Origin of the sequence: Klenkia terrae, assembly GCF_037083865.1 — a bacterium.
GTDB classification, from domain to species: domain Bacteria; phylum Actinomycetota; class Actinomycetes; order Mycobacteriales; family Geodermatophilaceae; genus Klenkia; species Klenkia terrae.
In genome coordinates, this window is record NZ_JBAPLV010000010.1 from 108,501 (window position 1) to 121,467 (window position 12,967).

The following is a 12,967-nucleotide window of genomic DNA, read 5'->3' on the forward strand; positions in this document are numbered from 1 at the left end:
GGCCCGCAGGGGCACAGGATGCCTGGACGGCGTGGGTCTGACCCGGCCCCGCAGGACCGCAGCGCAAGAGGCCCGGAACCCACCTGGGTTCCGGGCCTCTCGGGTGTTAGCTGCGGGTCAGGCGGACTTCTCGCGGCGCTCGCGGGTGGGCTTGCGCGGGACGATCGTCGGGGCGACGTGCTCGAGCACGACGTCCTGGGTGATCACCACGGTGGCGACGTCCTCCCGGCTGGGGATGTCGTACATGACCGACTGGAGCACCTCCTCCAGGATCGCCCGAAGCCCACGGGCGCCGGTGCCGCGCAGCAGCGCCTGGTCGGCGATCGCCTCGAGGGCGTCGTCGGTGAACTCCAGCTCCACGCCGTCGAGCTCGAAGAGCCGGCGGTACTGGCGCACCAGGGCGTTCTTCGGCTCGGTGAGGATGTTGATCAGCGCGGTGCGGTCGAGCTTCTGCACCGTGGTGATGACCGGCAGACGACCGATGAACTCCGGGATCATCCCGAACTTGAGCAGGTCCTCGGGCAGCACCTGGGCGATCGCGTTGGCCTCCTCGATCTCGGCCTTGCCGCGGACCGGGGCCCCGAAGCCCATGCCCTGCTTGCCGATGCGGGCCTCGATGACCTCTTCGAGCCCGGCGAACGCGCCACCGACGATGAAGAGCACGTTGGTGGTGTCGATCTGGATGAACTCCTGGTGCGGGTGCTTGCGCCCGCCCTGCGGCGGCACCGAGGCGGTGGTGCCCTCGATGATCTTCAGCAGCGCCTGCTGCACGCCCTCGCCGGACACGTCCCGGGTGATCGACGGGTTTTCGCTCTTGCGGGCGATCTTGTCGACCTCGTCGATGTAGATGATCCCGGTCTCGGCGCGCTTGACGTCGTAGTCGGCGGCCTGGATCAGCTTCAGCAGGATGTTCTCGACGTCCTCGCCGACGTAGCCGGCCTCGGTGAGCGCGGTGGCGTCGGCGATCGCGAACGGCACGTTCAGCATCCGGGCGAGGGTCTGCGCGAGGTGGGTCTTGCCGCACCCGGTGGGGCCCATCAGCAGGATGTTGGACTTGGCCAGCTCGACGTTGTCGTCGCGCGAGCCGCGCTCGCCGCCGGCCTGGATCCGCTTGTAGTGGTTGTAGACCGCGACGGCGAGCGTGCGCTTGGCCTTGTCCTGGCCGATCACGTACTGCTCGAGGAAGTCGTGGATCTCCTTCGGCTTCGGCAGCTCGTCGAACTTGAGGTCCGAGGACTCGCTGAGCTCTTCCTCGATGATCTCGTTGCAGAGCTCGATGCACTCGTCGCAGATGTAGACCCCGGGGCCAGCGATGAGCTTCTTGACCTGCTTCTGGCTCTTCCCGCAGAACGAGCACTTGAGCAGGTCGCCGCTCTCACCGATACGTGCCACCTGGCTGACCTCCGTGTCACAGCGGGCCTGCTGGGAAGAGCAGGTCCCTCGATCATCTGTCCTGATCACCCCGCCGGCGGCGGGCCTCGTGCACGAGCCGGCGGGTACCGGGGATCAGGCGTTCGCCGACCGTACCGGCCACCACCGACGTTCCCGGGCAGTGACGCACCCGGGTGGCGGCTGTCGTCCTCCCCCGACTCACACGAGCCCCGGGTGACCCCTCGGGCTCCCTGCGACCGTGCGGCTCCGGGGCCCCAGACGGGGTCCCGGAGCCCACGCGCCGGGGGTCCTGCGCCCGCTCCGGCGCTGCCGGGACGGGGTCGTGCGGTGGAGCTGTCAGGCCATGAGCGCGTTGAGCTTGCGGCTCTGCACGACCTCGTCGACGATCCCGTACTCCTTGGCCTCCTGGGCCGTGAGGATCTTGTCGCGGTCGATGTCCTTGCGGACCTGCTCCTGGGACCGGCCGGTGTGCCGGGCCAGGATCTGCTCCATCTGGGTGCGCACGCGCTCGATCTCGGCCGCGTGGATCTCCAGGTCGGTGACCTGGCCGCCCGCCTCGCCCGAGGGCTGGTGGATGAGCACCCGGGAGTAGGGCAGCGAGAGCCGCTTGCCCTTCGTGCCGGCCGCCAGCAGGACGGCGGCGGCCGACGCCGCCTGGCCCATGCAGACGGTCTGGATGTCGGGCCGGACGAACATCATCGTGTCGTAGATGGCCATCAGCGCGGTGAACGAGCCACCGGGCGAGTTGATGTACATCGTGATGTCGCGGTCGGGGTCGGTGGACTCCAGCGTGAGCAGCTGGGCCATGACGTCGTTGGCGCTGGCGTCGTCGACCTGCACCCCGAGGAAGATGATGCGCTCCTCGAAGAGCTTGTTGTAGGGGTTGGACTCCTTCATCCCGTAGCTGGTGCGCTCGGTGAAGGAGGGCAAGATGTACCGGCTGTCCGGCATCTGGAAGCTCATGTCAGGTCCTCCGACCGTCAGTTCTCGGTGACCGGGTTGTCGGTCTCGGTGGTCGCGGAGGCCTTGGTGACCACGTGGTCGACGAAGCCGTACTCCAGCGCCTCGGCCGCGGTGAACCAGCGGTCGCGGTCGGAGTCGATCGCGATCTGCTCCACGGTCTGGCCGGTGTGCTGGGCCTGGAGCTCGTTGAGCTCCTTCTTGGTCCGGCGGAACAGGTCGGCCTGGATCGCGATGTCCGAGGCCGTGCCGCCGACGCCGGCGGAGGGCTGGTGCATCATGATCCGCGCGTGCGGCAGGGCGTAGCGCTTGCCCGCGGTGCCGGCGGTCAGCAGAAACTGGCCCATCGAGGCGGCCAGGCCCATCCCGTAGGTGGCGACGTCGCAGTCGATGAACTGCATCGTGTCGTAGATCGCCATGCCCGCGGTGACCGAGCCGCCGGGCGAGTTGATGTAGAGGTGGATGTCGCGCTTGGGGTCCTCGGCGGACAGCAGCAGCATCTGGGCGGCGAGCTGGTTGGCGATCTGGTCGTCGACCTGGCTGCCGAGGAAGATGATGCGCTCGCGCAGGAGGCGCTCGTAGACCGAGTCGCCGAGGTTCATCATGTTCCCGGCGCCGCGCATCACCGGCGCGGTCGGGTATGGGGTGCTCACGAGTGCGGTGACCTCCGTAGGACTGTCGAGCAGGCGGTCTCTGGGCTGTGGTGCGGTGGTTCAGGTGGGCCGCCGGGGGCGGGCCGTGCCCTGGTCGGGGCGGGCCCTTCTCGGTGTCACGTCGACCCTAACGCGCACGTCCGACACCTCACTCCCGCGACGGCCGGTGTTCGCCGAGGGCGCACAGCGCGCCACCGCGGACCCCCCGGGACGACGACGCCCGCCGCACCGCGGGTGCGGTGGGCGGGCGTCGGCGGTGCGGGGTCGATCAGGACTCGACGGCTGCCTCGTCGTCGGCGCTGCCCTCGGCGGCGTCGGCGGCCTTCGCGGCAGCGGCCTTCTTGGCCGGGGCCTTCTTGGCGGCGGCCTTCTTCTTCGGGGCGGGCTCCGCGTCGTCGGCCGGCGCGTCGGCGTCGGCCGTCTTCGCCGCCGCCTTCTTCGCCGGGGCCATCTTGGCGGCGGCCTTCTTCTTCGGTGCCGCGTCGCCGTCCTCGGCCTCGGCGTCGTCGGCCTTCACCGTCTTGGGCCGCAGGCCCTCGAGGTCGACCTCGTTGCCGGAGGCGTCGGTGATGGTCGTGGACTCCAGCAGCTGGGCCAGGGCCTTGGTGCGGCGGACGTCGGCGACGAAGTCGGAGATGTTGTTGCCCTGCTGCAGCTGCTGCGCGTACTGCTCCGGGCTCACCCGGTTGCGCTGGGCCTGGGCCATGATCTGCGCGGACAGGTCGTCGTTGTCGACGGTGACCTCGCGGGCGTCGGCGATCGCGTCGAGCACGAACTGCGTGCGGACGGCGTTCTCCACGTTGGCCTTCATGTCGGCGTCGTAGGCCTCGCGACCCTCGATGCCGGCGGCGGTGAAGTAGGCGTCCCAGTCCATGCCGGCCTGCTGCAGCTCGCCCTCCATGGCCCGGGTGCGCCACTCGAGCTCGCGCTCGACCAGCGTCTCGGGCACGGGGACCTCGATGACCTCGAGCAGGTGCTCGACCAGCTTGTCGCGGGCCTGGCTGCCCTGCTGCATCACCTTGACGCGACCCAGGCGGGTACGGACGTCGTCCTGGAGCTCGGCGAGGGTGTCGAACTCGCTGGCGGTGGAGGCGAAGTCGTCGTCGAGCTCGGGGAGCTCCTTGGCCTTGACCGAGCGGACGGTGACGGTGACCTCGGCGTCGGAGCCGGCGGCGTCGCCGGACAGCAGCGCAGAGGTGAAGGTGGCCGACTCGTCGACCGACAGGCCGCGCACGGCCTCGTCCAGGCCGTCCATCAGGGTGCCGGTGCCGACCTCGTAGGACATGCCGCTGGTGGTGCCGTCCTCGAGGACCTCGCCGTCGAGCTTGGCCTCCAGGTCGATGGAGACGTAGTCGCCGTCCTGCGCGGCCCGCTCGACGCCGGTGAGCATCGCGAAGCGCTCGCGCATGGTGGAGACCTGGGTCTCGACCTCCTCGTCGGTGACCTCGACGTCGTCGACGGTCACCGCCAGCGAGTCGAGCTCGGGGAGCTCGAGGGTCGGAGCGACGTCCACCGTGGCGGTGAAGGCGAGGGTGTCGCCGTCGTCCAGGCGGGTGACCTCGACGTCGGGCTGGGTCAGCACCCGGACCTGGTTCTCGCGGATCGCCTCGGAGTAGACCTCGGGGACGGCGTGCTGGACGACCTGCTCCAGGACGGCGGCCCGGCCGATGCGCTGGTCGAGGATGCGGTTGGGGACCTTGCCGGGTCGGAAACCGGGGACGCGGACCTGCCGGCCGAGCTCCTTGTAGACCTCGCCGAAGGCGTGGTCCAGGTCGCCCCACGGCACCTCGATGGCGAGCCGGACCCGGGTCGGGCCCAGGTTCTCGATGGTGCTCTTCACAGTGCAGCGCTCCTCGGTGCAGACAGCGATGGGTACGGCGAGACCACTGGTCAGGCCGGGATGCCCGTCAGTCTCCCAGAGACTGCGCGGACGTCGTGTCGGGGTGACAGGATTTGAACCTGCGGCCCCCTGCTCCCAAAGCAGGTGCGCTACCAAGCTGCGCCACACCCCGTGGCGAGGGCCGAGTCTAGGCCTGAGCGCTACCGCTACCCTGGGCGGGCGACATCTCGCGGGTGTAGCTCAATGGTAGAGCCCCAGCCTTCCAAGCTGGCCATGCCGGTTCGATCCCGGTCACCCGCTCCACGTCCTGACCAGCTCCGATGCCCGTTTGTGCAGCTCAGCCGGGCAGCGCTGCTCCTTCCGTGCCTTACCGGTGCCGCCCCTGTTGACCACTGACCACCGGGTTTGACCGGTGCTTAAGGCGCGGATAAGGCGCGCCCCGGCCGTGGATGACCTCTGCGTCGTGCAGCTGCAGGGCACGGGCCGCCAGCCCACGAGCGACGCCGGGTACGGACGGCCAGGTGTCATCTCGTGGCTGGCCTGTGCCCCGATCGGGGCGGCCGGCGCACCGTGATCGCGGCCTGGCCGTCCCGTGTCGTTCACCCGTCGTGGCGGGTATCAAGCGGGGGCAGGGAGTCGACCACCTTGATCGTCTCCAAGGACACTGTGACGATGCGCGCCAGCAGGTCGACGATGTAGCGCGGATCGCCGACTTCGCGGGACCAGTCGTTGGGGTCGTTGACGATGCCCGACGCCTTGTCCGTCTTCACCCAGTAGCGGTCGATGATCCACTCGATCGCCGAGCGGCTGCCCAGCGTGTACCGGTACGCCTCTTCCGGGATGCCCCGCAGGGTGATCCGGTCGTTGTAGTGGATGACCGACTTGTCGCTCCGCAGACCTTCGGTCTTCTGCTCCGCAGTGGGCTTGCCGAAGCTCATCTTCTTGTTGCCGACGGCGAAGAACCCGTAGTTGGCCTCGCCGCCCGGGCCACTCACGTCAAGCCCTTCCAGCGGGTACGGCTTCACGGTCTCGTAGCCCAGGTGCACCTCGGCCAGCTGCCTGCCAGCATCGGCGAACGCCCGGAAGTCGGCCGCGAACGGGATCCGAGGCAGCATCTTCTTCAGGTCCGCCGCGTAGGTCTCCCGGTACTCCGACGAGTGCAGCAGCCCGTAGACGTAGTCGAAGATGTCGTTCTTGCTGATCGCCTCGCCCTGGTACGCGGCGGTGAATGCGGCCAGCGCCTCATCGGTGATGTTGTCGATCTGCCGGTAGCCATCGACGACGTCGCCCTCGTGGACGTCGAACATCCCCGCGTCGTCGACCTTCTCGTAGTGCCACCGCGCAAAGAACTGCCCCGTGTAGCTGTAGAAGCTCAGGTCCGGCAATTGGTCGACCATGACCACCCCTGGCGCTGCTTCAATGCGCGGGGCAACAACGACAAGCCCTCGATTCACGTGCGTTGAGCCGGGAAACAGCGTGGGAAGCCTGTAGACCATGTCATTCAGCGCGCGGTCGAAGTAGACGTTCGCCTTCGTGAATGGTCGATAGACGGCTAACTGGACGCGCTCACCCTTGAATTCACGAGGACGCCCCCGATCCAGATCCGCCAGGAGACCCCGGTTCCAGCTGATCAAACTGCCGTCCGTCGTTGCGGTCGCTGCGGTGGCGCCTCGGGCACGGTCCGTCTCGTACGTGGCGACCAGCCTGGTCATGTTCTCAGCCACTGATTCCCGGCCGAAGGAATAGCACCATGTATCGCGATTGGTCTTCAAACCGCCTGACTGGACTGCAAAGACAGACTCGATGGGCAGGAAGCTGACAAAATCGTCGGCGCGTTGGCCGAGCCAATCGCCATGATCGTTCGGCGCGATAACCACGGGTGCCAAGCCACCAAGAGTTTCCGCCTCGGCGACATGGGCCAACTTCTGCTCGCGAGTGAGATAGTCGCCGACGTCGGTGTAATGCACAGTGGCCGATCCGGCCTGGCCACGTTTCTTGACCAGCACGGTGATGGCGACAGTGGCTCGACTGCCGGCGCCAAAGACCTTGCCGCCCTCACGGCGAGACTGCTCGCCTGCCGTGCGCTGGTTGCCGCGGAGGTTGAACACGTGGATGGCCGAGAACTCCTCGGCCAGCGTCTTGCGCATGCCGTCGGCGGTGTTCGAGTCCAGAAATCCACCGTTCGTCACGAAGGCGACGATGCCGCGATCCTGGATGCGCAGCGTGGCCCACTTGATCGCCCGGATGTAGGAGTCGTACAGCGAGTTCTTGTTCGTCGCTGTCGAGCGGGCGGCGTAGGTGTCCCGGATGGCGGCGTCCAGCGTGGGGTACTTCTCGTTTGCGTTGTCGTCGTTCGCCGAGTCCTGGCCTGCCGAGTACGGCGGGTTGCCAACGATCACCTGGATAGGCAACTTCTTCTGCCGCTCCAACCGCTCGTTGTTCTCCGGCATGACGCTGATGTCCTGCTGGTCGCCGTCCTCCCACGACTGGAAGCTGTCGGTGAGCACCAGCCCGGGGAACGGCTGCGGCGTCCCCTCCAGCTCCTCGAACGTCGTCTCGATGTTCGCCGCGGCGATGTAGTAGGCCAGCAGCAGGATCTCGTTGGCGTGCAGTTCGTTCGCGTACTTGCGGGCCAGGTCATGCGGCTCGATCAGCCCGCTCTGCAGCAGCCGCACCAGGAAGGTGCCGGTGCCAGTGAACGGGTCGAGCACGTGCACGCCCTCGTCGGTCAGCCCCTGCCCGAACTCCGCGCGCAGCACCTCGTCGGCCGAGCGCAGGATGAAGTCGACGATCTCCACCGGCGTGTAGACGATGCCGAGCTTCGACACCGTCTTCGGGAACGCGGTGGCGAAGAACTTGTCGTACAGCTCCACGAGCACCCGCTGCTTGCCCGCGGCGTTGTCCACCCCGGCGACCCGCTTGCGCACGGTGTCGTAGAAGCCCTCCAGGGTCTCGTTCTCCGCACCCACCGCGTGCGCATCGAGCACCACCAGCATGTTCTCCATCGTCCGGGCCACCGGATTGCCGGCCAGGAAACTGGAGTGCGCGAACAGCGCCTCGAACACCGGCCGGGTGATGAGGTGCTGGGCCAGCATGTCGATCGCGGCGTCGTCGGTGATCGAGTCATTCAGGTTGCCGCGCAGCCCGGCGACGAAGTGCTCGAACTCGGTGGCCGCCGGCCCCGGCGTCGCGAGCAGGCCCTTGATGCGGGTGACGTGCGCGGCGGCGATGTCGGCGACGTCCTTCGCCCAGGATTCCCAATATCGGCGCTCGCCGACCTTGGCCACGATCCGCGCGTACATCGCGTCCCGGAATTCGTCGGCCGGGAACTCCATGAGCAACTGCTCGGTGGACTTCTGCCCCGGCTGATCCGGGTCGGGCACGGCCACGCCGTCGCCGTCCGTCGGACCGGTGATGGAGACGATCTCGATGGTGTCCGGCTTGCGCTTGTTCAACTCGATCTGGTTGACCATCGCGTGGAAGCGGTCATCGTGGCTGCGCAGCGCCTGCAGCACCTGCCAGACCACCTTGTACCGCTCGTTGTCCCGCAGCGCCTCCTCCGGCGCGACGCCGCTGGGCACCACCACCGGCAGCACGATGTAGCCCAGCTCCTTGCCCGGCGCCTTGCGCATCACCCGGCCGACGGACTGCACCACGTCGACCTGCGAGCCGCGGGGGGTGAGGAACAGGACGGCGTCCAGCGAGGGCACGTCCACCCCCTCGGACAGGCAGCGGGCATTGGTGAGCACGCGGCACACGCCGTCGGGGGCGGGCTCCTTGAGCCAGGCGAGATGGGTGTTGCGTTCGTGCACGCCCATCGTGCCGTCCACGTGCGCCGCCTGAACCCGCAGCCGGGGGCGGTCCTCCGGGGCGTCGATCTGCGCTCGGTCGGCCAGATCCGGGAACGCCGCGGCCGCCGTCTTGGACGCCTTGATGTGCTGCGCGAAGGCCACCGCCGTCCGCATCGGCGCCCTGCCGACGACCGACGGCTGGCCATCGGTCGCCGACGGGCCGAAGTTTTTCGCCAGGCCGTTCCAGCAGCCGATCAGCTTCGCGGCTTGGTCGAGCTGGATCTCGCCGGAGTTCGCCATGGCCTGCTGGAAGTTCTCCGCCACGTACTTCTCGTCGACGGCCAGCACCAGCACCTTGTAGTCGGTCAGCAGGTCGGCCTCGACCGCCTGCCCGAAGCCGAGCCGGTGCAGCTTCGGACCGAACGTGTCCTGGTCGCCCATGTCGGCCAGCACCGCATCGGCGCTCTGGGCCTTGCGACGGACCTCCTCGCCGAACACTTTGGGCGTCGCGGTCATGTACAGCCGCTTGGCCGCCTTCAGGGCGTCGGCGTCGTGCACCCGCACGAACGCGGACTCGTCTCCCTCGGCGAGGGTGACGCCGGTCGTCCGGTGCGCCTCGTCGCAGATGACCAGATCGAACCAGGGCAGGCCGAGCTCCTGGGCGCGGGTGACCACGTCGATCGACTGGTAGGTGGAGAACACCACCCGCATTTGGCCGTCGGCGTTCGTGTTTGCCTCGAACCGGCTCAGCAGCGTCTGCGGGTCGGTCGAGGCCGGCTCGGTCAGGTCGATCGGGAGTTGGTCGGCGTCGTCGGACGGCGTGCGCCGTCCGACCCGGACGTCCGAGCAGACCGCGTACGGCGCGATGTCCACCTCGGCGTTGGCCATCCACTCCCGCAGGCTCTGGCTCAGCAGCTGGATGCTCGGTACCAGGAACAGCACCGTGCCGCCGGCGCCGACCAGCTCCTCCGCGATTCGCAGGCTGGTGAAGGTCTTCCCGGTGCCGCAGGCCATCACCAGCTGGCCCCGGTCGTGCTCGGCGAGCCCGGCGCGGACGTCGTCCAGCGCCTTTTGTTGGTGCGGGCGCAGCGCCTTCTTGCCCGTCGGGACGACGATCTCCGGAGTCGTCCAGGAGAACTGGTCCCAGTCGATGGCGGCGTCGGCGAGGTAGCCGATGTCGACGCGCTGGGCCACTCCCCCGGCCAGCGTCTCCTCGGCGTTGGTCGACCAGCCCGCTGCCGTGTCGAACACGATCCGCCTGGTGAACTGGGCGGAGGCGGAGGCGGAGACGAACGAGTCGATGTCGGCCTTGGCGACCGTGCGACCCGGTGCGTAGAACTTGCATTGGATGGCGGTGAGCCCGCCGTCGTCGGCGTTCGCCGCAACCAGGTCGATGCCGGTGTCAGGCCGGCCAGCGCGCTCGGGCCAGTCCGACCACAGCCAGACGTCGGAGAACCGCGACTTCCACTCCGGGTCGGAGGTCAGGTAGGCCCTGATCAGTCGCTCGAACTTGCTGCCCTTGTCCCGCTCGTCCAGCGCTTCGCTGCGAAGTCGGTCTAGGACAGTGTGGATGGTCCCCGTCACGCTTCGCATCTTGCCCGACTGGACCTCAGGGCAGGGTTGCGCCGCCCAGACAAGTCGGCCCATCGCAGGGCGAGAGATCGACTAACGGGACGTCCGGCGAGGGTGGCTCCCGTCGGACGGGCTCACACAATCGACGCCGATCTGACGCCTTGGCACTCTTCTCCAGCGCCAGGTCTGCCGAGCCCATCGCCCGCTCACTCGCTTCGATCGGTCGGTGACTCCCACACCTCAAGGGATAGGAGACGAGGGCCGCCGCGACGGCGGACTTGCTGGCGGACGGCGACCTGCCACAGCGGACCGCCAGCGAGCACAGCCATCACCGGATAGTCGGCGCGCGCGTCGGGATGCTCGGCGATATGACGCAGGGTGGCCCGGTCGGTGCCGCTGAGCCTGACGGTGCCACGCGGATGGGTGTGCCAGTCGCCCAGGTACTGCAGTCGTCGGCCTGCCAGCTCGTACGCCTGGGCGAGTTGCTCCTCCTGCCAGGCGCTATCCGGTGTGAATGTCCTCGCGTGATGGCCGGCGCGGGGCCCGGGGCCGATGACCTCACTGATGACCACCGCGGCCGGTTGAGGGGACCAGCCCAGAAGGAGTCCCCCGGTCTCTGAGGGGTAGGCGCGCTGGGCCTCGCGGAGCGCCTCCTCCAGGGCCGCCGCGGCCCACCACACGCGGCCCCGGCGGGTGGCGCGGAAGTCGATCAGTGGTCGCCGCGGCACAGCGGATGCACCGGTAGCTCGAGGCCGGTCCAGGTCGGGGGGATCGGCGTCCCGTCAGACGTCCTCAACGCGAGGACGTGCACGTCGTGGCCGCTGTCGGGGTACCCGCCTGGCCGGCCCTGCTGCAGCGTTGCCACGGCGACGCGGACGGCGTGCAAGGCGACCTCGGCGAGGTCGAAGCCGGACCCGGCGAAGGTGGGGTCGGCGCAGCCGACCGGTTGGACTCCACTTCCGTCTGGGGCCGCCGCTAGCGAGGGGATGGACTCGCCGTGGAGGCCGTACTCGAGGCAGTACCAGCACGCCGTTCCCGACACGGGCGACAGGCGGGTCACACGACCACCCCACCCGCCGTTGGTCGCCGAGGCGGCGAGGTACGGCTTGCGGCGGCGGCGCGCCAGCCACGCCAGCGCCTGCTGCAGGCCCTTCTCCGCGGTGCAGTCCAAGACGAGGTCGACCTTGTCGATGAGCTCGATCCACGCGTCGATCTCGTTGCGGTGGTCGGGCTGGGGGTCGGTACGTGGTGCGCCGATCGCGTACGGAATGACGTTGACGGTGATGTCGGGCGCGACGCTAAGGGCGATCTGGCTGGCGGCGAAGGCCTTGTTCCATCCCGCCATGTCGAGGCGGGCGGCGTGCCGGACCAGGTTGCCCGGTTCCAGGTGGTCGCGGTCGACCACGGTGAGCTGTCCGATACCGGCCCGGGCGAGATGCTCGGTGACGGTGCTGCCGAGCGCTCCGACACCGAAGACGGCGATGTGCCGGTCGTGCAGGCCGGTGAGTTCGGGGACCCGGGCCGCCATGTCCGGCTGCCCGGCGTACCCGGCGCGGATGACATGCGTGGTGATCCTGCCGCCAGCCGACGGAAGGCCGCGCTGCCCGCGCCCGCGCTTGGCCTGCTGCCGGGGCCGGCCGCCGGCCGGACGGAGGCGGACGAGGAAGACCCAGCCGTCGCCGGTGCCGCGGTGCACTCGCTCCTCGGGGAAGGTCAGGCCGAACACCTGCAGTTCCCAGCCTTCGACGGGAGCGGGCTGCCACGCCCCGTCGAGGAGTTGCGGCGCAGCTCTCTTCAGTTCGGTCACGAACGCCTCGGGGGTGTTGCCCCGGACGGAGGCGTCCAGGCGAGCCCAGCGGCCGGTGACCGGTCGCGGGAAGCGGTCGGGATTCTGCCCGGAGAGCGAGCAGAGGACCTGGCCCCTGCCGTCGCTGACCGTGAAGACCGCGCCGTGCAGGAGGCCGGCGTCCTGCACCGCATCGACGCCGGCCAAGTCCAGCCGGGAGAGCCGCAGGCCGAGCGTCCCATGCGTGCTCGTGGTGGGCAGCGTCCAGCCGCTGTCGACGAGAAGCATCGATCCCTCGTCGAAGCAGCTGTAGTAGTCGGTCCAGGGCTCGGCCTGGGCCTCTTCCACGCCGGTGAGGGCCTCGACTTCGTCGGCGGACGTCGCCGTTGCCTGGCCGGCCTGCACCGTCTTGGGCAGCTGGTTGGTCAGCAGCCAGGCCAGCGTGTCGTCCGTGTGCCACAACGCAGTCGAGCGACCGATCAGGCAGAGGTCTCCGCTGAAGGGATGCGCGTGGTGGGCCATCGGCTCCAACTGGTCGGCAGTGAGGCGGACCGAGGGCCGGACGAAGGGGTACAGGTCGGGGAAGGTCACCGTCAGGTCGACGACCCGGTCACCGATCGCGGTCACGCGTAGCTGAAGGACGCCGAGCCGGCCGGCCGCGTCGTCGATGTCGTAGCGGATGCCGGCCGCCTCGAGACATATCAACTCGTGCTCGAGGCGGCCGGGGAACTCCGTCTCCCAGAGCGGAGTGCTCAACCGACCGGCCGGTCCTTCGGCGGACGCGGCGGGTTCGGCGGGCCCGGCGGGGGGCCCGGCGGCGGCTTCGGGGTGTGCGGGTGCTCCGGGTGCTCCGGGTGCTCCGGGTGCTCCGGGTGGTCGGGCTTGCGCGGCTGTCCAGGCATGGTTTTCCTCTCGTTCGGCGCCGATGTCGGCGACTCCGTTGACCATGGCACGTACCTCTGACAATTCCGCC

General features: G+C 69.0%; 7 protein-coding genes and 2 tRNA genes. 1 reads left to right on the forward strand and 8 read right to left on the reverse strand.

The genetic code is table 11. The features are described 5' to 3' along the window. Positions 1–117: 117 nt before the first annotated feature. From clpX to UXQ13_RS11095, 5 genes are all read right to left on the reverse strand, one after another. Positions 118–1,392, reverse strand: a complete 1,275-nt coding sequence (gene clpX, locus UXQ13_RS11075; protein WP_225232350.1) for an ATP-dependent Clp protease ATP-binding subunit ClpX — start codon at positions 1,390–1,392, stop codon at positions 118–120. 336 nt (positions 1,393–1,728) lie between these two features. Beyond that, on the reverse strand, positions 1,729–2,355 hold the full coding sequence (locus tag UXQ13_RS11080; RefSeq protein WP_225232351.1) for an ATP-dependent Clp protease proteolytic subunit: 627 nt from the start codon (positions 2,353–2,355) through the stop codon (positions 1,729–1,731). Positions 2,356–2,372: 17 nt separating this feature from the next. Further along, on the reverse strand, positions 2,373–3,005 hold the full coding sequence (locus UXQ13_RS11085; protein WP_455428449.1) for an ATP-dependent Clp protease proteolytic subunit: 633 nt from the start codon (positions 3,003–3,005) through the stop codon (positions 2,373–2,375). Positions 3,006–3,273: 268 nt separating this feature from the next. Continuing rightward, the gene (gene tig / locus UXQ13_RS11090; protein WP_336392296.1) at positions 3,274–4,845 is read right to left on the reverse strand and encodes a trigger factor; all 1,572 of its coding nucleotides are present in this window, start codon (positions 4,843–4,845) and stop codon (positions 3,274–3,276) included. Positions 4,846–4,943: 98 nt separating this feature from the next. After that, positions 4,944–5,017, reverse strand: a tRNA-Pro gene (locus tag UXQ13_RS11095). A gap of 57 nt (positions 5,018–5,074) precedes the next feature. Between UXQ13_RS11095 and UXQ13_RS11100 the strand changes: the two genes are divergently transcribed. Beyond that, positions 5,075–5,148 (forward strand) — tRNA-Gly (locus UXQ13_RS11100). Positions 5,149–5,444: 296 nt separating this feature from the next. On the opposite strand, the gene UXQ13_RS11105 is transcribed toward UXQ13_RS11100, so the two are convergent. From UXQ13_RS11105 to UXQ13_RS11115, 3 genes are all read right to left on the reverse strand, one after another. Further along, entirely contained in the window at positions 5,445–10,220 is a 4,776-nt protein-coding gene (locus UXQ13_RS11105; RefSeq protein WP_225232353.1) for a DEAD/DEAH box helicase, read from the reverse strand. A 194-nt stretch (positions 10,221–10,414) separates the two neighbouring features. Beyond that, a complete protein-coding gene (locus UXQ13_RS11110) occupies positions 10,415–10,936 on the reverse strand; it encodes a Mov34/MPN/PAD-1 family protein (protein ID WP_176523077.1) in 522 nt (173 codons plus the stop codon). Further along, positions 10,918–12,750, reverse strand: coding sequence for a ThiF family adenylyltransferase (locus UXQ13_RS11115; RefSeq protein WP_097196963.1), 1,833 nt, complete (start codon positions 12,748–12,750; stop codon positions 10,918–10,920). Before UXQ13_RS11115 ends, UXQ13_RS11110 begins: the two co-directional genes overlap by 19 nt. Positions 12,751–12,967: the final 217 nt, after the last annotated feature.